The organism is Allofournierella sp. (assembly GCF_017889395.1).
Taxonomy (GTDB): Bacteria; Bacillota; Clostridia; order Oscillospirales; family Ruminococcaceae; genus Allofournierella.
This window is the reverse complement of record NZ_JAGHKE010000152.1, coordinates 1-26,823: the sequence shown is the minus strand read 5'-3', so window position 1 is coordinate 26,823 and position 26,823 is coordinate 1. Positions and strand designations below refer to the sequence as shown.

25 protein-coding genes are annotated in these 26,823 nt (G+C 49.6%); 9 read left to right on the top strand and 16 right to left on the bottom strand.

Annotated features, from left to right (window positions below):
* From J7G73_RS13265 to J7G73_RS13250, 4 genes are all read left to right on the top strand, one after another.
* Positions 1 to 325: N-6 DNA methylase (locus J7G73_RS13265; RefSeq protein ID WP_291246611.1), on the top strand; the 325-nt coding region annotated here is incomplete at its 5' end.
* On the top strand, positions 318 to 1,454 hold the full coding sequence (locus tag J7G73_RS13260; RefSeq protein WP_291246610.1) for a restriction endonuclease subunit S: 1,137 nt from the start codon (positions 318 to 320) through the stop codon (positions 1,452 to 1,454). The genes J7G73_RS13265 and J7G73_RS13260, both read left to right, overlap by 8 nt.
* Positions 1,444 to 1,962 carry a super-infection exclusion protein B gene (locus J7G73_RS13255; protein WP_291246609.1) on the top strand — a complete coding sequence of 173 codons (519 nt, stop codon included), beginning with the start codon at positions 1,444 to 1,446 and terminating at the stop codon, positions 1,960 to 1,962. Before J7G73_RS13260 ends, J7G73_RS13255 begins: the two co-directional genes overlap by 11 nt.
* Positions 1,963 to 1,976: 14 nt before the next feature.
* The gene (locus tag J7G73_RS13250) at positions 1,977 to 5,354 is read left to right on the top strand and encodes a DEAD/DEAH box helicase family protein (protein ID WP_291246608.1); all 3,378 of its coding nucleotides are present in this window, start codon (positions 1,977 to 1,979) and stop codon (positions 5,352 to 5,354) included.
* A gap of 89 nt (positions 5,355 to 5,443) precedes the next feature.
* Here J7G73_RS13250 and J7G73_RS13245 read toward each other — a convergent pair whose 3' ends face one another.
* Complete coding sequence (locus J7G73_RS13245; RefSeq protein WP_291246607.1) at positions 5,444 to 5,638, bottom strand: antitoxin; 195 nt, start codon at positions 5,636 to 5,638, stop codon at positions 5,444 to 5,446.
* A gap of 275 nt (positions 5,639 to 5,913) precedes the next feature.
* On the opposite strand from J7G73_RS13245, the gene J7G73_RS13240 reads away from it, so the two are divergent.
* From J7G73_RS13240 to J7G73_RS13230, 3 genes are all read left to right on the top strand, one after another.
* Entirely contained in the window at positions 5,914 to 7,455 is a 1,542-nt protein-coding gene (locus tag J7G73_RS13240) for a hypothetical protein (RefSeq protein ID WP_291246606.1), read from the top strand.
* 17 nt (positions 7,456 to 7,472) lie between these two features.
* Positions 7,473 to 7,772, top strand: a complete 300-nt coding sequence (locus tag J7G73_RS13235; protein WP_291246605.1) for a DUF6809 family protein — start codon at positions 7,473 to 7,475, stop codon at positions 7,770 to 7,772.
* Positions 7,773 to 7,997: 225 nt separating this feature from the next.
* Entirely contained in the window at positions 7,998 to 8,858 is an 861-nt protein-coding gene (locus tag J7G73_RS13230) for a hypothetical protein (RefSeq protein ID WP_291246604.1), read from the top strand.
* Between the two features lie 519 nt (positions 8,859 to 9,377).
* Here the strand turns inward: J7G73_RS13230 and J7G73_RS13225 are convergent.
* The 8 genes from J7G73_RS13225 to J7G73_RS13195 form a co-directional block, all read right to left on the bottom strand.
* A complete protein-coding gene (locus J7G73_RS13225) occupies positions 9,378 to 9,596 on the bottom strand; it encodes a hypothetical protein (RefSeq protein ID WP_291246603.1) in 219 nt (72 codons plus the stop codon).
* 68 nt (positions 9,597 to 9,664) lie between these two features.
* Positions 9,665 to 10,057, bottom strand: a complete 393-nt coding sequence (locus tag J7G73_RS13220) for a hypothetical protein (protein ID WP_291246602.1) — start codon at positions 10,055 to 10,057, stop codon at positions 9,665 to 9,667.
* Between the two features lie 22 nt (positions 10,058 to 10,079).
* The gene (gene kdpC, locus J7G73_RS13215; protein WP_291246601.1) at positions 10,080 to 10,721 is read right to left on the bottom strand and encodes a potassium-transporting ATPase subunit KdpC; all 642 of its coding nucleotides are present in this window, start codon (positions 10,719 to 10,721) and stop codon (positions 10,080 to 10,082) included.
* Positions 10,722 to 10,739: 18 nt separating this feature from the next.
* Entirely contained in the window at positions 10,740 to 12,800 is a 2,061-nt protein-coding gene (gene kdpB, locus J7G73_RS13210; RefSeq protein WP_291246600.1) for a potassium-transporting ATPase subunit KdpB, read from the bottom strand.
* Between the two features lie 12 nt (positions 12,801 to 12,812).
* The gene (locus J7G73_RS13205) at positions 12,813 to 14,555 is read right to left on the bottom strand and encodes a potassium-transporting ATPase subunit KdpA (RefSeq protein WP_291246599.1); all 1,743 of its coding nucleotides are present in this window, start codon (positions 14,553 to 14,555) and stop codon (positions 12,813 to 12,815) included.
* A 21-nt stretch (positions 14,556 to 14,576) separates the two neighbouring features.
* Positions 14,577 to 14,654, bottom strand: coding sequence for a K(+)-transporting ATPase subunit F (gene kdpF / locus J7G73_RS13775; protein ID WP_140401662.1), 78 nt, complete (start codon positions 14,652 to 14,654; stop codon positions 14,577 to 14,579).
* Between the two features lie 307 nt (positions 14,655 to 14,961).
* Positions 14,962 to 15,660 carry a response regulator transcription factor gene (locus J7G73_RS13200; protein ID WP_291246598.1) on the bottom strand — a complete coding sequence of 233 codons (699 nt, stop codon included), beginning with the start codon at positions 15,658 to 15,660 and terminating at the stop codon, positions 14,962 to 14,964.
* On the bottom strand, positions 15,653 to 18,328 hold the full coding sequence (locus J7G73_RS13195; RefSeq protein ID WP_291246597.1) for a sensor histidine kinase KdpD: 2,676 nt from the start codon (positions 18,326 to 18,328) through the stop codon (positions 15,653 to 15,655). Before J7G73_RS13195 ends, J7G73_RS13200 begins: the two co-directional genes overlap by 8 nt.
* Positions 18,329 to 18,499: 171 nt before the next feature.
* Here J7G73_RS13195 and J7G73_RS13190 point away from each other — a divergent pair, with 171 nt between their 5' ends.
* Positions 18,500 to 18,793, top strand: a complete 294-nt coding sequence (locus tag J7G73_RS13190) for a hypothetical protein (protein ID WP_291246596.1) — start codon at positions 18,500 to 18,502, stop codon at positions 18,791 to 18,793.
* Positions 18,794 to 18,888: 95 nt separating this feature from the next.
* Here the strand turns inward: J7G73_RS13190 and J7G73_RS13185 are convergent, their stop codons facing one another.
* Positions 18,889 to 19,644: an alpha/beta hydrolase gene (locus tag J7G73_RS13185; protein WP_291246595.1), complete on the bottom strand. Its 756-nt coding sequence runs from the start codon at positions 19,642 to 19,644 to the stop codon at positions 18,889 to 18,891.
* Between the two features lie 249 nt (positions 19,645 to 19,893).
* On the opposite strand from J7G73_RS13185, the gene J7G73_RS13180 reads away from it, so the two are divergent.
* Positions 19,894 to 20,892: an ABC transporter permease gene (locus tag J7G73_RS13180; RefSeq protein WP_291246594.1), complete on the top strand. Its 999-nt coding sequence runs from the start codon at positions 19,894 to 19,896 to the stop codon at positions 20,890 to 20,892.
* Positions 20,893 to 21,081: 189 nt separating this feature from the next.
* On the opposite strand, the gene bioA is transcribed toward J7G73_RS13180, so the two are convergent.
* The 6 genes from bioA to J7G73_RS13150 all read right to left on the bottom strand — a co-directional run bounded on the left by bioA (position 21,082) and on the right by J7G73_RS13150 (position 26,610).
* Positions 21,082 to 22,287 (bottom strand): adenosylmethionine--8-amino-7-oxononanoate transaminase, encoded by a 1,206-nt coding sequence (gene bioA / locus J7G73_RS13175; protein ID WP_291246593.1) that lies wholly within the window; start codon positions 22,285 to 22,287, stop codon positions 21,082 to 21,084.
* Positions 22,284 to 22,988, bottom strand: coding sequence for a dethiobiotin synthase (gene bioD, locus J7G73_RS13170; protein ID WP_291246592.1), 705 nt, complete (start codon positions 22,986 to 22,988; stop codon positions 22,284 to 22,286). Before bioD ends, bioA begins: the two co-directional genes overlap by 4 nt.
* Positions 22,981 to 23,949 (bottom strand): biotin synthase BioB, encoded by a 969-nt coding sequence (gene bioB / locus J7G73_RS13165; protein WP_291246591.1) that lies wholly within the window; start codon positions 23,947 to 23,949, stop codon positions 22,981 to 22,983. The genes bioD and bioB overlap by 8 nt, the downstream gene beginning before the upstream one ends.
* Positions 23,950 to 23,959: 10 nt before the next feature.
* The gene (locus tag J7G73_RS13160; protein WP_291246590.1) at positions 23,960 to 24,514 is read right to left on the bottom strand and encodes a biotin transporter BioY; all 555 of its coding nucleotides are present in this window, start codon (positions 24,512 to 24,514) and stop codon (positions 23,960 to 23,962) included.
* 13 nt (positions 24,515 to 24,527) lie between these two features.
* Entirely contained in the window at positions 24,528 to 25,502 is a 975-nt protein-coding gene (locus tag J7G73_RS13155) for a biotin--[acetyl-CoA-carboxylase] ligase (protein ID WP_291246589.1), read from the bottom strand.
* Positions 25,503 to 25,812: 310 nt separating this feature from the next.
* Entirely contained in the window at positions 25,813 to 26,610 is a 798-nt protein-coding gene (locus J7G73_RS13150; RefSeq protein WP_087181175.1) for an alpha/beta hydrolase, read from the bottom strand.
* Between the last annotated feature and the right edge of the window lie 213 nt (positions 26,611 to 26,823).

Genomic DNA, 26,823 nt, shown 5'->3' with positions numbered 1-26,823 from the left:
CGTCTGGTTCTACGACATGAAGGCCGATGGCTTTTCTCTGGACGACAAGCGAAGCGAGGTTGCGGAGAACGATATTCCCGACATCATCGAGCGGTTCCATCATCTGGACAAGGAAACCGACCGCCAGCGCACCGAGCAGAGCTTCTTTGTGCCGAAGCAGGAAATTGCGGACAATGACTATGACCTGTCCATCAACAAGTACAAAAAGGTGGAGTATGTGCCGGTGGAGTACCCCTCGACCACGGAACTGATGGCCGACCTGCATGAGCTGGAAATGGAGATCACCGCAGGGCTGGCGGAATTGGAGGGGATGCTGAATGAATAAAGCTGCTATCAAATTATCGGACATTCTGATTCTGCAACCCAAATCCAAAATCAAAGCTGGTGAAGGAAAAAATACAGGGAAGTATAAGTTTTTTACATCCAGCAATTCACAAAATAAGTTTTTCGATGACTATCAATATGATAAACCCGCGTTAATATTTGGAACAGGAGGAAATGCTAGCATACATTTTTGTGAAGAAAAATTTGCAACTTCGACGGATTGTTTGGTTTTTTTTGCAGAAGAAAAACGGCTGTTGAAATTCATTTACCTATACTTATCTGGGAATATGCAAATTTTAGAAAATGGATTTAAAGGTGCCGGCCTCAAACATATTTCAAAGCAGTATATTTTAAACATCTCTCTTTCGATTCCAGAAGCTAATGAACAGCTCAAAATTGCATCCGTGCTGGACAAGGTCAGCGACCTGATTGACAAACGCCACCAGCAGCTGAATAAGCTGGATGAGATGGTCAAGGCAAGGTTTGTAAATGAGTTTTATAACACAGTAGATATTGTGAATTGGCCAAATATTACTATGGCTGATATATCTATAAATATGAGGACGGGTCCTTTTGGAAGCGCTTTACATCACAATGAATTTGTTGAGAGTGGTATTTTCGTTCTTGGAATTGATAATGCAGTTGAAAACAAATTTTCATATAATCGTATGAGGTATATTACAGAAGAAAAATATGAACAGCTAAAGCGGTACACTGTTAGACCTGGTGATGTCATAATAACAATAATGGGAACTGTCGGACGTTCTGCTGTAATACCTGACGATATTCCAAAAGCGATTAACACAAAGCATTTGGCTTGTCTAACAATTGATAGAAGTCAAGCACATCCAATATTTGTATGCTGTGCGTTCCAGATGCATCCAGAAATACGAAAGCAACTAGCAAAGCAAGCTAAAGGCGCAATTATGGACGGACTTAATTTATCAATTATAAAAAAGCTGTGCTTCAACCTACCACCTATCAAAGCGCAAAATGCGTTCGTCGATTTTTTTAATTTAATAGAAAAAGAAAGAGAAACTATCAACCGCAGTCTTGAAAAGTTGGAAACGCTGAAAAAGGCGCTGATACAAGAATATTTTGATAAAGAAGGTGGGTCGATTGTCATCTGATAAATCTATTGGGGATATGATAGAAAAAGTGTTTGGCGAATTCAAAAAGGTAACTCCTGCATTGATCTCTGTTTTGGTCGCCAGTGGACTTATTCTATTTTTGCCAGAAAAAGTTTTATCTAAAATGGCACTTAGTAATTTGCCTGAATCATGGAAAAGAATTATAAGTTTTATTTTCTTGGTTTCCATATCATTAATTGCGGCCATTGGAATAAGTGAAGTAGTTAAAAAGCTTGAAAATTGCAGAATAAGGAAAAAATTAAGAAAACAATATATTGAGCTTTCTAGCGATTGTAAAAATATTCTTATAGGTCTTCTTCGTAGCAGGAGCAAAAAAATGAAGCTTGATTATACTGCGGGAACCACACAGTACTTAATAAGTAATGGTTTTATTCATCAGGTTCAATCATATATGTTTGTTGGACCTGGCTACATAGAGCCTGTGGATTTTGTTCCCCAACCTTGGCTAGTGGATTTGTATAATAAAGAACCTGATTTGTTTAAGTGAAGAGGTGTATCTGCATGCCCAATTTCTCCTTCCTCGCAACCAAATCTGAATATGTTCTCTTCGCCCCCGCCTGCATGGAAGCCGAGAAAATCTATTCCTCCGCTCCGGCCATGTGTGCGGTGGGCTGCCGCAAGGCGCTGGAGTTGGCGGTGAAGTGGGTCTATGCGGCGGACAAGTCCATGAAAATGCCATACAAGGACAATCTGCAATCCCTAATTCACGAGCCGACCTTCCGCTTTGCTGTGGACTCCGACACCTGGGGCAAGATGCCGTTTATCATCAAGTTGGGCAATCTGGCGGTACATACCGAACGCAGCGTTCAGCCGAGCGATGCGCTTACTTCCCTGCGCAGTCTGTTTGAGTTTGTGCAGTGGATTGACTACTGCTATGGCGCGGACTATCAGGAGCGCACTTTTGACGAGAGCCTTGTCCCCACCGAAAAGGTGGCGGTGGACACCCGGAAAATCAAGGAACAGGAAAGCCTGCTGGACCAGAAGGATGCTGAGATCGAGGCGCTGCGCAAGCAAATCGAGCAGATGTCCGCCCGCTACACCGCCGAAAAGGAGCAGCATCAGAAGGAGCGCACCTTCCAGCCGGAGGACCTCTCGGAATTCAAGACCCGCAAAATCTACATCGACGTGGACCTGAAGCTGATGGGCTGGAAATTTACCGGCCCGGATGCGGACGTGCAGGAGGAGTATCGCGTGGAGGATATGGCCGGAGTACCCGGTCAGCCGGGCTTCTGCGACTATGTGTTGTTTGGAAAGGATGGCCTGCCCCTGGCGGTGGTGGAAGCCAAGCGCACCAGCAAGGACCCCAACATCGGGCGCAAACAGGCAGTTTTGTATGCGGATTGTCTGGAACGGAAGTTTGGCCGCCGTCCCATGATGTTCACCACCAACGGCTTTGAGACCTACTTCTGGGATGACCGAACCGCCCCGCAGCGGAAAGTCAGCGGCATTTTCAGCAAGGACGACCTGCAAAAGCTGATGAACCGCCGCACCGAGCGGATGGATTTGATGGGCGTTTCCATTGACGACAAAATCACCGACCGGTATTACCAGAAGGAAGCCATCCGGGCGGTGTGCGAACAGATTACACAGGGGTTCCGCAAGCATCTTCTGGTGATGGCCACCGGCACCGGCAAGACCAGAACTGCGTCCAGCCTGACCGATGTGCTCAGCCGCGGCAAATGGGTAACCAACATCCTATTCCTAGCCGACCGCACCGCACTGGTGAAGCAGGCAAAGGACGATTTCAAGAACTATCTGCCGGATATGTCCCTGTGCAACCTCTGCTCCAACAAGGACGATCGGAACGCCCGCATTGTGTTCTCCACCTATCCAACCATCCTCAATGCCATTGATGACACCAAATCCAGGGACGGGCGGCAGCTGTTTACTCCAGCGCACTTCGACCTGATTATCATTGACGAAAGCCACCGGAGCATCTTCAAAAAGTACCGGGCCATCTTTGAATATTTTGACGCCTTCATGGTGGGCCTGACCGCCACGCCGAAAACCGATGTGGATCGGAACACCTACGACTTTTTCGAGATGGAACACGGCGTGCCCACCTATGCCTATGATTATGAAACGGCAGTGCAGCAGGACCATGTGCTGGTTCCCTATTACAACTACGAGGTCAAGACCCGTTTTCTGGAGGAAGGCATCTCCTACGATGATTTGTCCGAAGAGGACAAAGAGCGATATGAGGATGATTTCATCGAGGACGGTCAGCTGCCGGACTTTATCCCCTCCGCTGCCCTCAATAAATTTGTGTTCAACGAAACCACCGTGGACATCGTGCTGCAGGACCTGATGGACCGGGGCATCAAGGTGGCGGGCGGCGACCGTCTGGGGAAAACCATCCTGTTTGCCCAGAACAAGCGACACGCGGAGTTTATTCTGGAGCGGTTCAATAAGCTGTACCCCCAGTACCGGGGCAGCTTCGCTCAGCGGGTGATTTGCGATGACGCCTACGCCCAGACCATCATCGACGATTTCAAGCAGCCGGAAAAAGAACCGCACATTGCCGTATCGGTGGACATGATGGATACCGGCATCGACGTGCCGGAATGTGTCAATCTGGTGTTTTTCAAAAAGGTTCGGTCAAAGGCAAAGTTCTGGCAAATGATTGGCCGCGGCACCCGGCTGTGCAAAGGGCTGGCCTGCGTGGACCAAATCGACGGAACTTATACTGACAAGCGACGCTTCCTGATTTTTGACTACTGCGGCAACTTCGAATACTTCCGGCAGCACAAAGAAGGCTACGAAACCAGAGAAACCAAAACGCTGTCGGAAAACATCTTCGGCAAGCAAATCAAAATCGCCATGGCGCTGCAGGAAAGCGCCTTTGCCGGGGAGGATTATCAGACATGGCGTAAGGAGATTGTCAACACCTGTCACCGGCAGATTCTGGCCCTCAGCCCCGACCTGATTGCGGTAAAACTTCGGATGAAGGCGGTGGAGAAATACAAAAAGCCGGAATCACTTGTGTCCATCAGTGAGGGCGACAAGGGCGAACTTCTGACGCAGATTGCACCGCTGGTGCGCTCCGAAGAAGCGGACGAGTTTGCAAAACGGTTTGACAACTTTATGTATGGCCTGATACTGGCGCACATCGAACAGATGCCCGCATTCAAGTATGCCAAAAAGCAGCTGTGTGACACCGCTTCCCTTCTGGAACGCAAGGCCAGCATTCCACAGATTCAGGAAAAGCTGCCGCTGCTGCGAGAAATCCAGACCGATGGGTTCTGGGATGCAGGCGATGTTCTGTTGTTTGAGCGGGTCCGGGAAGAGCTTCGGGAGCTGATTCGCTTTTTGGACGAAGGCAGCGGTGAACAGAAGCGCATTGTCACCAAACTGACCGACCCGATCATCGACAGTCAGGAGGGCATCCAGTTGGATGCCGCCTATGATTTCGAGGATTACCGGTTAAAGGTCAACCGGTATGTCAACGAGCATGGCGACACGCTGGCAATTCACAAGTTGACGCACAACATTCCGTTGACGCTGGGCGATTATCAGGAGCTGGAGCGGGTATTAACCAGCGAGCTGGGCAGCAAAGAAGACTATGCCCGCGAGTTTGGTGATACGCCCTTCGGTTTGCTGATTCGCAAAATCGCCAAGCTGGACCATGAAGCGGCAATGCAGGCGTTTTCCTCCTTCATCAATGACCAGTCGTTGAATCAGCAGCAGATTGCGTTTGTGAACAAAATCATCCATCACATTGAACTGAACGGATACATGGAGAATGTGGCGGAGCTGACAAGGCCGCCCTTTGACAAGCCGGTCAGCTTTATCAAGCTGTTTGACGCAAAAACCAGAACCTCCCTGCTGGAAACAATCAATCAGGTTCGTGAAAACGCCGTTCAGATCACGGCATCATAAAAACAAAAAACCAGGCACAGAGATTCACCTCAGCAGGCGGCTCTGTGCCTGGTTTTTTATTACTATGTATGGCTGCTGCTTTTTTAGATTCACTCTTCCAGCAAATTGCTGCCGGCTAGATCCTCTTCAATCAAATCCGTAATATAACCGTTCACACTCTTGTTCAGCTGTTCCGCCCGCTTCTGAATGATTTCTTTCTGGCCTTTTTTTACGCGAAGTGGAATCTGGTCATATGCTTTAGCGTTATATCGATTTTTGGCTGCGCTGGAAGTTTTTCCACTCATAAAAAACCCTCTTTTCTGCAGAATACTGCTATAAGTATGCATATTGTACAATTGTTCTACATACTTATAGCAGTATTTTAACGTTTTGTCAATTTGCATACTGATATAAGTATTCTATAATTAAACCATAGACAAGGGAACACACTCCCTGACACCAATCAGATAAAACAATCCAATCTGCCCTCTCATCATAGCATGCCGGCCGCAACAAAACAAGCCGGAAAAGGGCAGTGGATCAACCACATTCCTTATAAATAAGAAAGAGAGGATTCAATATGAACAACCAGAACATGAACAACATCACCGCTGCCACCAACGAGAGCCACGAAATCGCCATCAACATCACCCGCAATGCCTTTGTCGGGCTGGCCCGTCAGGGAATGCTCTGCCATCAGGGTGTCCTCGAGGGGTGCGACGATGCACTCGCCGCCGCACTGGCGGGCGAAAAGGCTCGGATCTGCGTGGCGCTGGCACCTGATGCGGACAAGAACTATATTCACCTGGCAGTGGCCGACTGGGGCTGTGGCATGGATCTTGCCGCACTCACCAATGCGCTTCAGCTAGGCAGTGCTCCGCTGACCAACAGCCGCCTGAATGAGCACGGCTACGGTCTCAACAATGCGCTGGCCTGCCTGTCCGGCGGCACCGGTGACTGGTGCATCTACACCCGCAGCCAGACCGGCCCTTATTACAAAGTGAGCGGCCCCTTTGACCTGAAGATGACCGTAACCGAGGAAAACAATCTTCAGCTGCCCGAGGGCCTGAATCTTCAGTGGCCCGATCCCTCCACGGTCATCTATGTGCGGGTGCCGATGGCCATTGCCCGCACCCTGCAGCGGCAGGGCAACCGAAAGCTCAGTGATCTGGCCACTCTCCGGCTGTGGCTGATCGAGCATCTGGGCGTTGCGTACCGGGGCTACCTGGAACTGGATCCGGTCACGCTGGAGCCCAGCGCCAAGATCGCGGTAACGGTAGGCCAGAGCAGCATGCTGGTTCCGCCCATCCAGGCACCCATGATGATGGCGCGCACCGAAAAGCTGGAAGTGGAACTGGGCGGCCAGATTGTACCGGTGATTTATGTCCACGGTACCCTCGATAAATCCAAGCGGGATCATCTGGTACTGGGCGGCAAGGCCCGGTATTACTATCAGGGAACCCAGCCCACGCAGGGCATTGATATTCGGTTGGGCAAGCGGGTGATTGCAACCGCTCAGCTGGGTGAAATCTGGCACAAAGAAGACGGCACGCCCATTTCCCGGCACAACAGCTACAACGATTTTGTGGGCGAGCTGATCCTGCCGGACCTGCCCCGCGGTGTTCTTGCCACTCTGAACAACAAGACCGGTATCGACCGCAACGACCCGGACTGGGACAAGGTCTTTGAAGCGCTGGCAGAGTTCCCGCCGCAGAAAAACGCCGCCACATTCAGCGAGGATGAACTGAAAAAGAAGTGGATGAAAATTCTCAAGGCAGCAAACCCTGAGGATGAGGTAACCAGCGAGATTTGTGTTTGGCCCACCGGTACCCGCGTGGATGTGGTGGACAAAGGAGAAAATGGAAAATGTGATATCTATGAGCTGAAGACTCGAAAGGCGGAACCGAAGGATCTGTACCAGCTGCGGATGTACTGGGACGGTCTGGTTCTGGAGGGAATTCAGCCCACCCGGGGAATCCTGCTGACAAACGGCTATTCTGACAGACTGCAGGAGATGGTGCGCATTCTGAATACCCTGCCCGCGCCCAACTTCCCGGACGGACGGCCCAGTGCGCCCTACAACTTCTCTCTTGCTACCCACAAAGAAAAGCAGCTTCTGTGATAAAGGAGGAAATCCGCATGGTATTGGATGCAATCTACCGGGGAGAGTTGCTTCCCTGTGAAAACAACATGGAAGGAAACGGTCGGCACAAACAGGCGGGCAGGGAGATTGAACAGCTCCTGAAAGATCTGCGGAACAATCTGAGTGAGGAGGATATGGCACTGGTGGACCAGATGCTGGAACAGACGCTGATTGTCTGTGATACGGAATGCAGCGATGCATTTCAATATGGATTTTCCGCGGGACTGCTGCTGATGCAGGAGGTGCAGGAAATTCTCCGCAAGCGGGTTGATACAGCTGCACAGGGCATCTTCTGAAAAAAAATTTAGAAGTTTGATTGATATCTGCAGATGTAATTCATATAATACAGGTAAGCAGGAATCCAACGCGAATTTTGGGCAACGAAACTGCCCACTCTAAGTGCGCCCTTTGGAGCTTGCAATATTATGATAAAAAGCCATTCTGTGATTGCGGCGGCATTGCCGGACTGTCATGGAGTGGCTTTTTTATATGATTTTTTAAAAGAAAAGGAGTAAAAAACAATGGCAAACAAATGCAGTGTATCGATGAAAGTGTCTGGCCCCAGCGAAGAGCTGAAAACATTCATTTATGCCACGCTGAAACACCGGACCAATGGGCAGAAACAGTCTCCGAAGCTTTGCTTTACATTGGAAGCACTTGTGCCTTGCGATGTGGATGAAGACCCTTACGAATGCTGGGGCTGTTATGGAGATGTGCTGGACGATGTAACGTTGCAGGATATGGAGTGGACAGAAGGATGCGAGTCCGTTGTATTTGAATTTCAAACCCTCAATGCCCCTCCGCTGCACTGGTTGTATAAGGTGGCCGCAATGTATCCGCGGCTCACAATTGACATGGGCGCAGTGGAATATTTGCTGGGCATCAACATGAGTGCGCATGCTGAGAATGGAAACGTAACGGAGGATTGGGCAGATTCGCCTGAATGGGAGGATGTAGAAGCTCCTGATGAGGAAGAAGGACTGGTCTGCGAGATCCGTTCTGTTCCGGATGAGGAATTCCTGTATGAACTTGATGAAATGGATGCAATGGGCTTGTGGGATTTCGAAGCGGAAAAGGAAATGCCTGCTGAAGAAGATTCCGATGATGCAGCGGATCTGGATTTCTTCCAGCAAGAAATCCGTGATACACCGGATAGCCCGGCGCTGGATTGGCACGGTTTCGCGGATAAGCCGGCAGGTGTTTTTGTGTTCCGGAGCGGTACTCCCTGCGAGCTTATTGGCTATCGAGCTGCACAGGGTCTTCCTCCCCTTTCGATGATGGAACGAGCAAAGCTTTTGTGTGGCATTGGTCCGGATCAGAATCACCTTCTGATCCATGACCGTTACACATCCCTGCAGGACTTTTGGTGTACGAATTACTGATTCAAAGAATACACTGTTCACAAATTGAAAGGACGATGCAAGCAGCATAAAAAGGGCCAGCGGGTGTGTAACCCCGCCGGCCCTCTTTTGTTCTGAGTATACCACTATCGTTTACTCAGAGAACTTACATTTTGCATTATGGTACATGCCAGCACATTCTATCCAATGCGAATGGTTCAGGCGTTTTTATTTCGTCTTTCCAACAGCTCCTGGCGGAAATTAAGGTCTTGCTGCCGTGTTTCTTTATTCCTTAATTTGCATGGAACAGAATCGGGCCACGATTTTTTATTCCTACTTTTACACAGCTTGAAGGGACGCATGTATCTCATGCGTCCCCCTTTGCTGTTTCTTTTAAAAATTAAGCGGAAACATCATTTTCAGCAGTGCACGCTGCGCATACTGATGGCTGTCGAAATTGAAGTAACAAGGTCTTTTTTGACCATTATACAGTTTAAACTCGGATTCAGCAAAATCAACTGTGTACCCCTGATCCTGCAATGCTGCGTGCAGAGAAAGCTCTCATTCAACACGGTCGTTCAGGCGATTCTGACAAATCAGTTGATAAACCCACTCAAATTCCGCATAATCAAACCGATCTCTCAAAAAACCTGACCACAGCGTTTTCTTCTGCTGAAAATCAAGCGCCTGGACACAATCGGAATATTTCAGCATCTCCAGTATGCCGCCATAACAGAAGCAGCAATTTTGCCAAATGGTTGGGATCTTCTCCTGTTCCAAAAACGCATGATACTCCCATTCCAGCGCTGCAATCCCATTGTTCCAATCCGTTGATTGAAACAAACTTCTTAATGTCCTGGCCTGGTCTGGCGATTCGCAGACAATTCGCAAACAAAGCGCCCATACAGCGTTGCGTCCTGTTTTTCCAGAGCAAGCCATACACTTTCCTGCGTTGGATCAGCATTTGTAAACGCATCAATTTTCCATCGCGTCATCAGCATCGCCAGTTCCGAGCCAAATACCTGCCAAAAATCCAGCTCTACGAATGCAACACCGCGAAACAGTGCATAAAGTACATCACTTTCTCTCTGTCCGCCAACAATGATCTGTGGGCTGGCCTTTGTCCATACACTCATATCATACAGAAACGCAAGAAGATCTTTTGCAGCGGGCTTTTCAGGCCCAACCAGGGATGGAATCTCGAGCTGTTTCGCGTTCTGGAACGCATGCATCTCCATCATAATGGGCCGCTCCTTTCTTTATTTACAGAGTTCCCATGGCCTGCGCGATCTCAATGTTTACCTTCAGCACATTCACCGTTTCCTCACCGAATACGCCAAGCAATTTTCCCGTTGTATTGCGCTTCACAATTTCCTGCAGACTTTCTTCGCTCAAACCGGAGGCCTGTGCAATGCGGGGAAGCTGAATCTGAGCGGATGCAGGAGAAATGTGCGGGTCCAGGCCGGAACCGGATGCGGTGAGAAGGTCGGTCGGGATATCCTCGCGCTTGATTCCAGGATTTTTCTCAAGAAATGCCTCCATATCGGCTTCCACCCGCTCCACAAGTGCCGGGTTGGAAGGCGCATAGTTGTTGGAGCCGGAAGCAAGGCCGCCAAACTCTGTGCCGTCGTTATAGTATTTCCTGCCGTCTTCGCTCTCGGTATAAACATTGTAGTGGTAGGCAGACGGACGGCTCCACATATAGCAGTCCTGCGTGAATTCCTGGCCCACATGTTCCGCGCCAACCGCTGTGCCGTTTACGTTAATCAGGCTGCCGCCCGCCTGGTGCGGAAAGAGCACCGAGGACAAACCGGTGAGCAGGCAGGGAAAAAGCAGGCCACAGATAAGCATCAAAACAACTGTCACACTAACCGCCTGACGTGTGCCGTGTAAAAATTCTTTCATAGGGGTTCGCATCCTTTCTTAGAGCCCAAGGCCGATGGCGTTGAGCAGAGGGGCAATCAAGGTATCGATGATTTTAATTCCCACAAAAGGCGTAACAACACCGCCCAAACCGTAGATCAGCATGTTCCGGGCCAGCATTTTGCCGGAAGACATGGGTCGATACTTTACACCCTTCATCGCCAGAGGAATCAGGCAAGGGATAATGATTGCATTGAAAATCAACGCAGACAGAATCGCACTGTTCGGTGTAGCCAGATTCATGATATTCAGCAGCTTCAGCTGAGGGATGGAGATCATGAACATCGCAGGGATAATCGCAAAATACTTGGCAATATCGTTCGCGATCGAGAAGGTGGTCAGGCTGCCGCGGGTGATCAGCAGCTGCTTGCCGATTTCAACCACTTCCAGAATCTTGGTCGGATCGCTGTCAAGGTCCACCATGTTGGCCGCTTCCTTTGCAGCAGTCGTACCGGAATTCATGGCCAGGCCCACATTTGCCTGTGCCAGCGCAGGAGCATCGTTGGTACCATCGCCGGTCATGGCAACGATCTTGCCTTCTGCCTGCTCCTTTTTGATCACATCGATTTTGTCCTCCGGCTTGCACTCGGCAATGAATCCGTCAACACCTGCTTCTTTTGCAATGGTCGCCGCGGTAAGAGGGTTATCACCGGTGCACATAATGGTTTTGATACCAATCGCACGCAGCCGCTCAAAGCGCTCCACCATACCGGGCTTCACCGTATCTTTCAGATAGATCACGCCCAGAATACGGTCATTCTCACATACCGTCAGCGGCGTACCGCCCAGGCTGGAAATCTTATCCACCTGCTCATGCAGGTCCGAAGGAATCGTGCCGCCCAGCGCTTTCACATACTTCTCGATTGCTTCCGCCGCGCCCTTGCGCACCTTCGTACCATTCGGCAGATCAACGCCGCTCATCCGTGTCTGGGCTGTAAACTCGATGAACTCCGAGCCGCTGGTCTCCTGGCTGTCATCCCCCAGGTGACGCGCCAGCTCCAACGTGGACTTGCCTTCCGGAGTATCGTCATGCAGACTGGTCAGTGCTGCGCAGCGGATTAGATTACTGCGGTTCGCACTGCCTACCGGGAAGAAATCGGCGGCCAGACGGTTGCCATAAGTAATGGTACCGGTTTTGTCCAGAATCATGGTATCCACGTCGCCGCAGGCTTCCACCGCCTTGCCGGACATGGCGATCACATTGAACCGGGTAACGCGGTCCATACCCGCGATGCCAATGGCGGAGAGCAGACCGCCGATCGTTGTGGGAATCAAGCAAACCGCCAGCGCAATCAGCGTAGAGGTCTGCAGCTGAACGCCGGAATAAATGCCAATGGGATAAAGCGTAACGATAACGATCAGAAAAATAATCGTCAGGGAAACCAGCAACGTATTCAGCGCAATCTCGTTGGGGGTCTTTTTGCGGGAAGCTCCTTCCACCAGTGCAATCATTCGGTCCAGAAAACTGTTGCCGGCATCCGAAGTGATGCGGATTTTCAGCCAGTCCGACACAATGGTCGTGCCGCCGGTCACCGAGCAGAAGTCGCCGCCCGACTCACGAACTACGGGCGCGGACTCGCCGGTAATGGCGGATTCGTCCACAGATGCAATGCCTTCGATCACTTCTCCATCGCCGGGAATCACTTCACCGGCGGAGACCATGACCACATCACCCTTTTTCAGCTCGCTGGACAGCACCTCTTTTTCGGTGCCGTCCGGCATCAGCAGTCGGGCCTTTGTATCCTTCTGCGTCTTCTTCAAACTTGCGGCCTGTGCCTTGCCCCGGCCTTCGGCAACAGACTCGGCGAAGTTTGCAAACAGAACCGTGATAAACAGCACCACGCAAACGATGATATTATACAGCCGCAGGTTCGTGCCGGTGCTCACATCGCCGAACAGCCCCGGGAAGAAGGACAGCAGCAGTGTAATAAAACAGCCGACCTCTACCACGAACATGACAGGATTTTTCATCATGTATACGGGATTCAATTTTACAAAGGAGCCGATCAGCGCCTGCCGGAATATATCCGGCGTGACCAGCTTCTGATTTTTTTTGCTCATAGGGGTTCCTCCTTACGCCCAAAGGGTCAGATGCTCCGCAATGGGGCCAAGTGCAAGCACCGGGAAAAATGTGAGCGCTGCAAAGATATAGACCACAAACACCAGAATCACTGCAAAGCTCATCGTATCGGTGTGCAGCGTACCGGCGGATTCATTGACAAACCGCTTTTTCATCAGAGAGCCTGCGATCGCCAGCTGGATTACGATGGACAAATAGCGGCCAAAGAACATTGCCAGACCGGTCGTGATATTCCAGAACAGGGTGTTATCCGCCAGGCCTTCAAAACCGGAGCCGTTGTTTGCGGCAGAGGAAGCATATTCGTACAGCACCTGCGAAAGCCCATGGAAGCCAGGGTTCGTGATTCCCGCCTGACCAGCCTGTGTTCCCACAGCCAGTGCAGAGAACGCAAGGATCAGCAGCGGATGAATGATGATGCACAGAGCGGTGAGTTTCATCTCACGGCCCTCGATCTTTTTGCCCAGATATTCCGGAGTCCGGCCGATCATCAGCCCACAGATAAACACGGCCAGAATCGCATACAGGATCATGTTCATCAGGCCGACACCCTTACCGCCAAACACCACATTCAGCATCATGTGCAGCATCGGGATCATGCCGCCCAGAGGGGTGAGCGTATCATGCATGTTGTTTACCGTGCCGGTGGTGAACGACGTGGTCGTCGTGGTAAACAAGGCGGACTGCGCAATGCCAAAGCGCACTTCTTTGCCCTCCATGCTGCCCATGGACTGGCTCAAGCCTGCATCTGCCAGAGCGGGGTTGCCCTGCGATTCCGCCCAGAAGCATACACTCAGACCAATCACAAAAAGGATTCCCATGGCGGCAAAAATGCTGCGGCCTTCCCGTCCATACATCCAAACACTCAGGCTCTTATGTGCAGTCTTTTCCGGTTGTTCCTCCAGCTTCTTGCGGTCACGAACCATTTTGCCGAAGGTAATCACACAGGCACCGGGAAGCAACATCATCGAATACAGTTCAATCAGGTTGGAAAGGATTGTCGGGTTCTCGATGGGTGTGCTGGAGTTGGCGCCCAGGAAACCACCGCCGTTGGTTCCCAAATGCTTGATGATCTCCAAGGCGGCAACGGGACCCATGGCAATGACCTGTTTGGTTCCTTCAATGGTATCCACGACAACATTGCCGGAGAAATTCTGAGGAACGCCCTGCCATACCAGCAAAAGGCCTCCAACGATGGAAAACGGCAGCAGCACGCGGGTGATGATCCGCACCAGGTCCACAAAAAAGTTTCCCACATTGTCCTTTGATTTCCCAGCCAGACCACGGATAAACGCGATGCAGGCCGCGTAACCGGTGGCAGCGGAAACAAACATCATAAAGATGATCACCAGCATCTGCGACAGGTACGACAAACCGGATTCACCGGAATAGTGCTGCAGGTTGGTGTTGGTCATAAAACTGATAATGGTATTGAACGAAAGCGACTCCTTCATTCCCTCAATTCCATTGGGGTTAAACAGCGGAATGCTCTGAATACGAAGAATAATATATCCCAGCAGAATCATTACCGCATTGGTTCCCACCAGAGCGGCCGCATAGCGTTTCCAGCTCATCCCGCTGGCGGGATCTACGCCGCCAATTTTGAAGATAACGCCGTCCACACGGTCAAACACCGGATCGGCAAAGGTGTGTTTTCCGGCCGCAATATGATATACATAAGTACCCACCGGAACTACCATTATCAAATAAAGGATAATGGTCAAGATGATTTGCAGCATACTCAATTCCTCCTGCAAGCATTAAAAATTTTCCGGGTGTACCAAAGCATAGACCAAATAACCACCCAGGAACACAACAACTACACCAAGAACGATCATGGCTTCACTCCTCCTTATTCGCTCCGGTCTACCTGCTTCTGGCACCAGCCAATCAGCAAATAAATGAGGCCCACAGAGCCCGCTAAAACCGCGATCATAATAAGATCCATCATAACGGTATCCTCCTGTTTTCGTTTTTGCAAAATCATTTTACCAACTTCTTTGTGAAATTGGTCTTAGCGTTTCATGCACCGTATAAAGGTTCTGTTAAGACGATCCCGCCGCTTTGTAAAAGCGCTCTCCAGGCCTTTTGAAACAAAAAAGCAGCTCTGAAACCAGAGCTGCCTTAAATCAATTTTTTACGATATCATTGCCGGATCATTCGATATCCAACGCCAATGTGAGTCTGAATGTATTTGGGATCGGATGGATTTTTCTCAATCTTCTTGCGCAGGGTTGCCATGAACACACGAAGCGAAGGGGTATCGGAAGCCAGCACGCTCCCCCACACCTCTTTCAAAATGTAGTTGTGTGTAAGCACTTTTCCCGTATTTTTCGCAAGTACGCACAACAGCTTATATTCAATGGGAGTAAGATGGACTTCGTTTCCTTCCATATATACGCAGCCGGCCGCATAATCAATCACAATTCCGCCATTGCGATATATGCTGCTCTGCGTCTGGGCTGCACCTTCCTCTGCACGGCTGCGTCGCAATGCCACCCGCAATCGAGCAAGCAGTTCATCGATGCTGAACGGTTTGGTCAGGTAATCGTCCGCCCCGGCGTCCAGCGCCTCCACCTTATCCTGGTCCTCACTCCGGGCGCTTACCACGATAATCGGAACCATACTCCAGCCACGCATCTTATGGATGATTTCCACACCATCCATATCCGGCAGACCCAAATCCAGTATGATCACATCCGGATTATAAGAAACCGCATCCAGCAATGCTTCTGCGCCATTTTTTGCTGTATGATATTGATATTCCTGGGTATCCAGAGTGGTTCGAATCAGATTGGTAATGGCTGGATCATCCTCCACTACCAGAATTTTCGGCTTATACACGATCTAAATTCACTTCCTCTAAAGGCAATGTAAAGGAGAATATTGCTCCATGCGGCTCATTGTTCTCCACAAAAATCTCACCGCCATGCGCCTCCACAATGGACTGGCACAGGCTGAGCCCCAGGCCCAGGCCTCTCCGGCTGTCGGCTTTTCCAATCCCGGCGGTGTAGAACATGTCGAACAGATGCACCTTTGCTTCATCCGAAATGCCCGGTCCATCGTCTGCAATGTGGATGCATACCATTCTGTCTTCTTTTTCAGCGGAAATGCAGATGTGAGACCCCTCCGGAGTGTACTTGATGGCGTTATTCACAATGTTGATGATTACCTGAACAATCAGCCGGGCATCCATTTTTGCCATCAGCAAATCATCTTCCAGGTTCACCTGAATGTGATGTCTGGCAGCCTGGCGATCCACATGCGCAATTGCCTCCCGCAACACATCGTCAATCAGCTCTGCATTCATCTGCAGATGCATCGTGCCATTTTCTATCCTTGTAATGGACAGGAGATTTTCCGTCAGGTCCACCAGCCACATGGAATCATCGTAAATCGACTCGTAGATTTCCTGCTTTTTCTCTTCCGTCAGCGCGATGCTCTTTTCCATCAAAACGCCTGCATTTCCGCTGATGCTGGTAAGCGGTGTGCGCAGATCATGGGAAATCGCTCGCAGCAGGTTGGACCGCAGCCTTTCCCGCTGCGTCTCCAGCGCGATTTTCTGTTTTTCATCCCGCAATCTCCTGCGTTCCAGAATAAGGCCGCATTCATTCAGAATCGAAATCATCAGGTTTTTCTCGAAAACCTCCAGCGGCGGATAATACTTTGCCGGAACGCCAATCACGCCCATTACTTCCTGGTTTCCCCGGACAGAGAGATACAGATTATGCGCATGAGAGAGCGTATTTGTGGTCGCGCCCGCATGCTTGTTATTCTTTATTACCCAGTCTGCAACCCCTTTTTCTTCCGGCGTCATTGCACTGAGTTGTTTGTTTGCTTCGCTTTGCGGCGATACCTGAAAAGAAAGCTCCTGTCCTTTCATCGCCAAAGCGTAGAGCACCGGCCGATCCAGGAGTGCACTCACCTGCTCTGCCGCGATCTGAATGATCTCCTGCTCATCACGCCCCTGCTGAAGCTTTTGATTGCTGTTGATCAGCAATTCCATATAATATGCCTTCTGGGCAGACTGGCGCGCCTGCTTTTTAACCCGTGTGGCCAATGTATTGGAAATCACACTGGCCACCAGCATGATCAAAAACGTGACCGGGTAATCCGGATCGTTTGCTGCCAATGTGAAGCGCGGTACCGTAAAGAAGAAGTTGAACGAGATAACACTGAGCAACGATGCCAGCGCGCCATAGAGATGTCCGTTTGTCCAGATTGCCGTCAGCAAAACGCCCAAGATATATACCGTAATGATATTTGCTTCTCGCAGCCCCAATGTATAGAAGCAAAAACTGATTCCGGTGGCCGCCGCCGTAATCAGAACGACCTTCATCAAATCTGTCCAGCGGAATTTATGATCTTCTATATGAATGAAGGATAGTTTCTTTTTATAGAGCGGCTGTGTGTCTGGGATGATATATACATCAATGTCACCGGCAAGTTTCGTCAGCTTATCCACCAGTGTTTTGCTTTTCAAAAAAACTGTGGACTTGTGATTCGTACGGCCCAGCACGATTTTTGTGATACCGCTGACCTTTGCATATTCGGCAATCTGTACCGCCGGGTCATCTCCATAAACGGTGGCGATCTGTGCGCCAAGCTGTTCTGCCAACCGCAGATTACCGCGCAAACGCTTCAGGTTTTCGCCCTTCAGCTCCTTTGTCTCGGTCGTCTCCACAAACAGCGCTGTAAAGCTGCTGTGAAACGCCTCCGCCATCCGTGCCGCTGTACGAATCACCTTTGCATTCGACGGCGAACTGGAAAGACAAATCAAAATATGCTCGCCTGCTTTCGCCGCCGTCTCGTTTCCCGTCCGCTGTGCATTTCGGCTCAGCCGGTCAGCCGTGCGGCGCAGCGCAATCTCACGCAGCGCTACCAAATTGTCCTTTGTAAAGAAGTGATTCAACGCACGGGAGGCCTGGTTCCTCTGGTAAACCTTACCCGTTTGAAGCCGAAGAATCAAATCGTCCGGCTCAATGTCCACCAGCTCCACCTGGTCAGCTGAATCAAACGCCGAGTCGGGAATCCGTTCGTTGACGGCAACCTGCGTTATAGAAGCCACCAGATCATTTAACGACTCCAGATGCTGCACATTGACCGTCGTATATACATCGATTCCCGCTCTCAGCAGTTCTTCCACATCCTGGTATCGCTTTGTGTGGCGGCAACCTGCTGCATTGCTGTGCGCCAATTCATCCACAAGCAGTAATTGAGGTCGTCTTTTCAATGCTGCATCCAAGTCAAACTCATTCAAGACGATTCCTTTGTACTCTACTTTCAACGTGGGGAGTTGTTCCAATCCATCCAACAGCGCCAATGTATCCGGGCGGGTATGCTTTTCCACATAACCCACTGCAACATCCACACCCTGATCCTTCGCACGATGAGCGGCTTTCAGCATCGCATAAGTTTTTCCCACTCCAGCAGCATAGCCAAAAAATATCTTCAAACGGCCTTGACGCGGTTTATCTGCTTTTTCGTATTCCGACTCGTACCAATTGTCCAATCTTCCATCGCCCGCTTCTCATTTTTGTCTTTATTTTACCACACTCTGCCTTGAAATAATGTAAAGAAGGCTCATCAGCGCATTAAGATTCCATTAAGATAACCGTCTTAACAAAATCTTAGCAAGCCAAAAAGTTTCCTAGCGGCTTCTTTGACCTCTATGTGCTATAGTATGACCATGAAAAGCGTCGAAAGAGGTGCAGCTATTATGATGCAATCAAGCCATATTGCGGCAGAAAGAATTCATCCAACGCAGGAAAGCCAGCTTACAAAGCATACCGTATTTTCTTCTCAAAGCCTCCTGTTTTCTTCTTTCACAAAAGAACTCTCTGTTTATTTCGGGAAACATCCTTTGGCGTTCTGGGCTGCTGCCCTGTGGGGAATGCCCATCACACTTGTGTGTTTATTGGCAACCGCTGCTTTTTTCTTAAATATCGCACTTTATAAATTGAATTTCTTCATTTGATTTTCATTTTCAGAAACTTATTGATTTCTTAAGGCAGAATCGTGTATTGCAAACGTGAACAGGGTGGTTCCTTTGGTAGGAACCACCCTGTTTGTTCAAAGAGAGTCACTCAAAAACTGGATGATTTTTCTTTTTATATCCGGGGCTTCATCGTATACGGCATGACTATATTGGTCGTAGATATAACTAGGACAGCCCAGCTTCTCAATGATTTCATAAGAGCCTTCTACCCCTATTGTCTGGTCTCTTTTATCTCCAATCACCAGTACGGGGCATTTGATTTGTTCCAGTTGCTCGTACACATCAAAATTCAGAAGAGCTTTCACCAGAATACAGAAACGGGAGCAATCCTCTGCACTTCCGACCTTTTCCAGAGATGGAAGCAGATCCTTTACACTCTCCAGAAAAGCCGTTGAATACACAACCTGAAAAAAGTTTCGATTCAGCGCCACCACATCCTGCTTACCAGCCAGTTCCAACCAGGTTTTCCCTACCCTCTTCATGATTTCTGTGGGTCTGCTCATGGTAGAACACAGCACCAGCTTCTTCACCTTTTCAGGATATCTGATCGCAAGGACCTGCGCGATCATTCCGCCCTGTGAAACGCCGTAAACGTATGCAGAATCCAAATGGAGCAGTTCCATTGCCCGGGAAATATCCTCCGCCATATCTTCAACGCGATAGCCTTCTTTCAGGGTTTTCTTTCTGTCGAACAGATAAACAGAGTATTGTGCTGAAAACAGCTGATATGCCTCGGCTACTGCTTCCCCCTGACCCTCCAGGCCGGTCAGACTGACTCCCGATATGATAATTACTGTTTCTTTTCCACTTCCGAAATGGATCACATTCATATACGTATCGTCCAAAGGAAGTTTTATCTCTGTTGCACCCATTTTACCACCGCACTTTCAATCTTATACTGCTCTTACTATATCACACACGCGAAAGCCTGTCGAATGGTTTAATTTTTACGATCAGGAAGCAACGTATCAAACTACATCGATTCCACCTTTGAAAGTGATTTTGTACTGAAAAACCGCGCATGGCCGGCACAAACAATCAGCGCGTCGCTGCTGGATCAGATACGCGCCATTCCCGGCGTGGAGGATCTCCATCTGACGACCTGGGAAGAGGCAACACTGGAATATTCTTCCTCGTTCAAGGAATATATTGCCAACCATCCCTTACAGGAACAGGTCGCCGGATTATCCGAGCAGGAACTCGCGAATAACTTCAACGGATTCATTCTCGGCGTTGACGGCGAAACGCTGGAAGCGTACCAGAATACGCTCGGAGAACCAATCGACCGGGAAGCTTTTGAACGCGGAGAAATTGCACTGATCGCCACAGACCAGCCGGAGGTATTCTCCCGCATCCAGCATCTCACGATCTTCCCCTGTTCTCGGGAAGGAAGCTCGCTGTCAGACCGTTCGGAAATCACACTTTCTCTTGGCGGCTTTGTGCCCTTCGATTACAAGGGAGTTGGTGCCAGCCTTGCTCCTACAATCGTCGTATCGAATACAGCAATGCAGAAATGGTTTGGTGACCCGGCAGCCCTGCAGCTTGAACTGAATGTCTCCAGCGGATATGAACAGATGGTTCTGACTGCACTGCAGCAGCTCACCGAGGAGAATTCCGCCATCTCCCTCACATCCAGAGCGGAAGCCATGGCTGAGCTCAATCGCGCCAAAACAGCTATCCTGAGTCTCGGCGGCAGCATCTCTCTCGTGGTCGCTCTGATTGGTATTCTCAATTTTGTGAATATCATGTCGGTAAGTGTGGTAGCCCGCAAACGCGAATTGGCCATACTGGAATCCATCGGGATGGAGCGCAGACAGATTCGCGCAATGCTGATCGGCGAAGGGCTCTGTTATACAGTTATAACACTTGGCCTTGTCTTCTCTTTTGGCAATCTGATCGCGTGCGGCATCTTCGACCTGTTTCAGCAACAGGTGGATTTTGCCATCTTTACCTATCCCGTCGTTCCTGCGGCTGTTATCGCTCTTGCGGTACTGGCGGTCTGCTACTTCACACCGAAAAGAATGTACCAGCTTCTGAGCCGGGAGACGATTGTAACCCGCTTACGGAAAGCGGAATAGCAAATGGCGCTCTCAAACAATTATTGCCGTGTGGTATGACGAAGCAGTCATGCCGCACGGCTTTTCTTTCTATGATAGAAGCACTCACTCTGATTGAATTAATGGCCGTAAGACAGATCAAGGGTGCTGCAGATCACTCTGCAGCACCCTTGGTAAGAAGAAACGACCTATTTGCGCAAACGCGATTTGTTAAGGGTTTTGTAAAAACCATTCCTTCATTGTGTTCAGAACCTTTACCAGTTCCTCTTCCTGAATCACATAGGGAACCATCGCATACAGATAATTCAGGAACGGGCGGCTGAACACTCCCCGGTCATACGCGAATTTCTGGTACCCCTTGATCGTACCGGGATCATAGACCTCAATGCACACGCAGGCACCCATCATCCGAATCTCCTTAATGCGTGGATCGGAAAAGCCTTCCATTTCCCGCCGGGTGATTTCTTCGATTTTTCGGATCTTGCCCATATAATCCTGCGATTCAAAGATTTCAATCGACTTCAAGGCCGCACTGCACGCCAGCGCATTGCCCATAAAGGTAGGCCCGTGCATCAATGCATGCGAGGGGGCATCATCAAAAAAGCCTTCGTACACTTTTCGGTTTGCAACGGTGACAGCATGGCCGATGTATCCACCGGTCAAAGCCTTACCGAGCACGAGAATATCCGGCAAAACCAAGTCGGCAACGAAACGATTGCCGGTGCGTCCGAAGCCGGTTGCGACCTCATCGAAAACAAGCAGCACATCATACTGATCACAAAGCTCTCTTGCCCGTTTCAGGAAGGAAACATCGTACATCCTCATACCGCCTGCCCCTTGCAGCAGGGGTTCAACGATAAAGCAGTTCAGCCGGTCGTGATACTCTGCAAATGCCTGCTCCAGTGCCGCGATTTCGGTGGGAATGTGAACAACGTTTTTGCTTTCACCATATGCTTTTAAAACAAAATGGTAATCCTCATCATCGCCTACTTCCATGGTTTTGAATGTGTCGCCATGATAGGCGTGCTCCAATGCCAGCACCATGGTGCGCTGCATCTCTTCCCGATTCGTGTAATATTGCAGCGCCATTTTAAGTGCGACCTCTACCGCAACACTGCCGGAATCCGAGAAAAAGCAGTAGTCCAAATCCCCCGGCAGCCAGCTTTGGAGTTTATCCGACAGCTTGCGGGCAGATTCATGTGTCAATCCGCCCAGCATGACATGAGCGAATTTTTTCAGCTGTGTTTCAATGGCCTGATTGAGTTCCGGGTGTTTATATCCGTGAATCACGCTCCACCAGGACGACACGGAATCGATCAGCTTCTGATCTTCGGTATACAGATAAACACCTTCCGCATCGATGATTTTATAAGGAGCCTTCATTGTTTTCATCTGTTCGTATGGAAACCAGATCACTTCTCGGTGCCTCCATTCTCTTCGTAGAGTTCCTCCAGCAATTCAAGCGGGATATCCAGCTCCGTGTCACCCTCTTTGACACAGGCTACCACCTTCAATCCTGTCATTGTTTCGCACATACGCCGATTGTCCTCATGCAACGGATTTCCCGGCTCGTAATGATTGAAGATAATGCCCTTCACCGGCATTGCACGGGCTTTCATGTATTCAGCGGTCAGCACAACTGCATTGATGGTGCCGAGGCCTGCATCGGCAATCATCAGGCAGGCCAGGCTGCGGGCTTTGATGAAATTCTCCAGCTGAATTTTCTGCTCGTCAAACCGAAGCGGGCAGAGAATTCCGCCCGAGCCTTCCGCCGTGATGTAATCATAGCTGCGGCACACATGGTCAAAACGGTCCAGAATGCAGTCCATTTCAACGGGATTCCCCTCAAATTTTGCTGCCAGATGAGGAGAAACCGCTGTTTCATAAACATACGGACACATCTCTTCCAGCGGCTGTTCGATCCCGGACATTGTTTTCACTTGCAGGGCGTCGCCGGGGATCAGGCTGCCGTCCGGCCGACGCTCGTTGCCGCTCATTGCCGCCTTGTAGTAAGCTGCGGATCGACCGCCCTCACGAAGCTTTTTAACAATCAGTCCCGTCACATAGGTTTTGCCCACATCTGTTCCCGTTCCGGTGATAAACAGACTCTTACTCATTGCAGATCTTCACCTCATATCCCAGTTCGTTCAGCAACGCCATATCGGTTTTGGTCGTGATTCCCGCAGTTGTCAGCATATCGCCGGAAATCGCCGCATTTGCCCCTGAGGTAAAACAGCTTTTTCCCTTGTCCGGCAGCAATCCTCTTCCGCCCGCAAGGCGAATCGAAGACTTTGGAAGGATAAACCGATAAACGGCAACGATCCTGCGCATATCGTTCTCCGTCAACTTACGGTTGTTTTCAAACGGCGTTCCGGGGATCGGGTTCAGCATATTCACAGGCACACTGCGAATTCCCAGCTCTCGCAGACTGAACGCCATGTCGATCCGGTCCTCCACCGTTTCACCAAGCCCCATAATGCCGCCGCTGCACACAGAAAGTCCTGCCGCCTGTGCCGCCCGAATCGCCTGCACTTTATCGTCAAATGTATGCGTCGTGCAAATGTTCGGAAAATTTTTGCGGGAGGTTTCAAGGTTATTATGTACTCTTGTTACACCGGCTTCTTTCAGCTTCCGAAACTGTTCTTCCTTCAGCAGGCCAAAGGAAACACAGACCGAGATCCCTACCTTTTCTTTGATCTCCCGGACAGCCTCGCACATTTCCTCCACTTCCCTGTCCGAAAGATGCCGGCCGGAAGTAACAATGGAATAGCGGAGAACCCCCTGATCATGGTTGCACTTTGCCTGTGCCACGATCTCTTCCTTCGCAAGCAGCGGATAGGTGGCCGCGCCGGTATGGTTGCGAGCGGACTGCGCACAGAATTTGCAGTTTTCGGAACAGTTTCCGCTTTTGGCATTGACAATCGTGCAGATGTCAAATTGATTGGCGCAAAAATGCCGGCGGATCTGATCGGCATTTTCGCACAACTCAGCGAGAGGCTGCTGATATAAAAACAGCGCTTCTTCTTTTGTAATTTGCTTTCCGCTTAAAACTTCAGCTGTCAGTTCATTCAGATTCATTTTCGTCCCCTCACGCTCTGTTGCTTTTGATGATTGGAATCATTCGTTTTCCAAGAAACACTCCGAGAATACAGAGCACAATGTCCCCCGGCACTGCCAGAAGGAAACAATACAGAAACAACGGCCACAGGCCGATCGGCGTACCCAGGTAGAAATTACTCATAAGGTAATAATACACCATTCCGAACAGGTAAACGATGCCCAGACCTGCGAAGTTTGCTGCCAGCAAACGTTTGTAGCCCGGATTTGAAACCTGGTTGGCAATGACGCCTGTTACATAGGATGCGACTGCAAAGCCGATAATATAACCAAAGCTCGGTTTCAGGATATAGGCAAATCCGCCGCCTTCCGCAAACACCGGAAGACCGATAAGCCCCATAAAAATGTATGCACAGACGGATAAGGCTCCAAGCTTTCCACCAAGCAGAAGTCCCGCCAGCATTGTAAACAGCAGCTGCAGCGTAAACGGAACCACCGGGACCGGAATCTTGATAAACGCACCCACGGCGATCAAAGCAACGAAAAGGGCGCACAGCACCAACTCTTTTGTCTTGTTTTTGCGCATATAGCCTCCTGTTTTAAACACAAACACTGATTTCACCGGACGAAAAACACTCTTGTGTGCCATCCGGATATTTCACAAGCAAACGGCATTCCTCGTCTATACCAACAACAACGGCGTTTTTGGATTCATTGAATGCCGTTAAAGTAACCTGTTTGCCGATCACAAAGCTTCGCTTCCGGTATTCTTCCACATAATCTGTTGAATCGCCCGCATGGTAGTAACCGTAAAACCGGTTCAGAAAGGTGGAAACAAGTCTGTTTTTTGCGTCGTTCTGTTTTTCCTGAAAAACAGCTCCGGCAATGGGAGACAACTCATCCGGGAAGCCACCCTGCGGCTGATAAACATTGATTCCAACCCCAAGCACAGCATAATCCAGCAACCCGCTTTCCAGATTGAAGGCTCCCTCTGTCAGAATGCCGCAAACCTTTTTACCACGGACAAAAACATCATTCACCCATTTGATCTCTGCTTTTTCCTCAGATACCTCTTCGATCGCTTCGCAGATTGCAACCGCAGCCATCGTGGTGATTCGGGCAGCCTGTTTGGATGAGTAGTTTCCCGGACGCAGAAGCAAACTCATATATATGCCGCTATCCTTGGGAGAAAAGAAGCTTCGCCCCAGTCTGCCACGACCTGCGGTCTGCTCATTGGCAAGGATCATATAGCCTTCCGGTTTGCCCATATTGGCCTTATCCCGCACAGAAGCATTGGTGGACTCCGCCACATCCATCACGCAGATTTCATTATTTTGAATCTCAGAACGCAGATATTTACGGATGCCCTGTGCCGACAGGATATCTGTTTGATTGGAAAGACAATAGCCCTTCTTTGTTACGGCATCGATCGGATAACCCTCGTTTTGCAGAGCTTTGACCGCTTTCCAGACAGCAGCTCGGGAGACGGAGAGCTTCTGAGCAATACCCTCGCCGGATAAATAGACATCTCTGCTGGATTCGAATAATTCCAGCAGCTTTTCTTTGGTCGTCATTTTATTCCACGTATGAGAAGCTCCATCTCGAAATGGATGGCGGTTCTCATTTCCCCTTTCTAAAAACAATACCTAGTATACCATCTCCTCTCCATATTCGTCAACCAGTTAAATTATATAGGTTTACAATTCTAATATTCAATTGGTTCACCGATGTTTCTATGGAATAGACGCATACAGGATTACAAAAAAGCAGGGCGGCATCACCTTTCGGCCATGCTGCCCTGCAACGATCAAATCAGTTCTTTATGGGGTTCACGCCTTTTCCGAAACGCTCCCGGATCATTTGCTTCCCCTTCGTTGGATATTTTCAAAAAGAGTCACTTAAAAAAGCGACGATTTTCCCCTTTATATCAGAGGCTTCATCATATACAGCATGGCTGTATTGGTCGTATATATGACCGGGACAGCCCAACTTTTCCATGATTTCGTAAGAGCCCTCTACTCCTATTGTCCGGTCTTTTTTATCTCCAAGCACCAGTACAGGACATTTGATTTGCCCCAATTGTTCGTACACATCAAAATGCAAAAGAGCCTTCACCAGAATGCAGAAACGGGCGCAATCCTCCGCACTTCCGGCCTTTTCCAGTGAAGGGAGAAGACTTTTTACACTTTCCAGAAAAGACGTGGAGTACACAACCTGAAAAAAGTTTCGATTCAGTGCCACCACATCCTGCTTACCGGCCAGCTCCAGCCAGGTTTTCGCTACCCTTTCCATGGTTTTTGTGGGTCTGCTCATGGTAGAACACAGCACCAGCTTCTTCACCTTTTCAGGATGTCTGATCGCAAGGACCTGCGCGATCATCCCTCCCTGTGAAACGCCGTAAACATATGCAGAATCCAAATGGAGCAGCTCCATTGCCCGGGAAACATCCTCTGCCATATCTTCAACGTGATACCCCTCCTTCAGGGTCTTCTTGCGCTCGAACAGGTAGACAGAATATTGCGCCGAAAACAGCTGATATGCCTCGGCTACTGCTTCCCCCTGACCCTCCAGGCCAGTCAGACTGACTCCCGATATGATAATTACCGTTTCACTTCCGCTGCCAAAATGAATCACATTCATATATGTATCGTCCAAAGTGAGTTTTATCTCTGTTACGCTCATTTTGTCACCACACCTTCAGCGTTGTTCTGCTCTTACTATATCATGCACGCGAAAACCTGTCGAATGGTTTGATATCGCAGATATCGCCTGTGTCCACAGCCTTCATATTAACCGCCACTTATGATTGTATCCACATTTTTCTGTACTTTCGGCAATGGACTCATGCTTCTCAAACTTACACCCAATGTGGACAAATTATGTAACGTAGCGGAA

Coding starts and splice junctions, on each gene's coding strand:
- J7G73_RS13260 (WP_291246610.1), top strand. CDS start 318: ATGAATAAAGCTGCTATCAAATTATCGGACATTCTGATTCTGCAACCC.
- J7G73_RS13250 (WP_291246608.1), top strand. CDS start 1,977: ATGCCCAATTTCTCCTTCCTCGCAACCAAATCTGAATATGTTCTCTTC.
- J7G73_RS13245 (WP_291246607.1), bottom strand. CDS start 5,638: ATGAGTGGAAAAACTTCCAGCGCAGCCAAAAATCGATATAACGCTAAA.
- J7G73_RS13240 (WP_291246606.1), top strand. CDS start 5,914: ATGAACAACCAGAACATGAACAACATCACCGCTGCCACCAACGAGAGC.
- J7G73_RS13235 (WP_291246605.1), top strand. CDS start 7,473: ATGGTATTGGATGCAATCTACCGGGGAGAGTTGCTTCCCTGTGAAAAC.
- J7G73_RS13230 (WP_291246604.1), top strand. CDS start 7,998: ATGGCAAACAAATGCAGTGTATCGATGAAAGTGTCTGGCCCCAGCGAA.
- J7G73_RS13220 (WP_291246602.1), bottom strand. CDS start 10,057: ATGATGGAGATGCATGCGTTCCAGAACGCGAAACAGCTCGAGATTCCA.
- kdpC (WP_291246601.1), bottom strand. CDS start 10,721: ATGAAAGAATTTTTACACGGCACACGTCAGGCGGTTAGTGTGACAGTT.
- kdpB (WP_291246600.1), bottom strand. CDS start 12,800: ATGAGCAAAAAAAATCAGAAGCTGGTCACGCCGGATATATTCCGGCAG.
- J7G73_RS13205 (WP_291246599.1), bottom strand. CDS start 14,555: ATGCTGCAAATCATCTTGACCATTATCCTTTATTTGATAATGGTAGTT.
- kdpF (WP_140401662.1), bottom strand. CDS start 14,654: ATGATCGTTCTTGGTGTAGTTGTTGTGTTCCTGGGTGGTTATTTGGTC.
- J7G73_RS13190 (WP_291246596.1), top strand. CDS start 18,500: ATGACCATGAAAAGCGTCGAAAGAGGTGCAGCTATTATGATGCAATCA.
- J7G73_RS13185 (WP_291246595.1), bottom strand. CDS start 19,644: ATGAATGTGATCCATTTCGGAAGTGGAAAAGAAACAGTAATTATCATA.
- bioD (WP_291246592.1), bottom strand. CDS start 22,988: ATGAGTAAGAGTCTGTTTATCACCGGAACGGGAACAGATGTGGGCAAA.
- bioB (WP_291246591.1), bottom strand. CDS start 23,949: ATGAATCTGAATGAACTGACAGCTGAAGTTTTAAGCGGAAAGCAAATT.
- J7G73_RS13160 (WP_291246590.1), bottom strand. CDS start 24,514: ATGCGCAAAAACAAGACAAAAGAGTTGGTGCTGTGCGCCCTTTTCGTT.
- J7G73_RS13155 (WP_291246589.1), bottom strand. CDS start 25,502: ATGACGACCAAAGAAAAGCTGCTGGAATTATTCGAATCCAGCAGAGAT.
- J7G73_RS13150 (WP_087181175.1), bottom strand. CDS start 26,610: ATGAGCGTAACAGAGATAAAACTCACTTTGGACGATACATATATGAAT.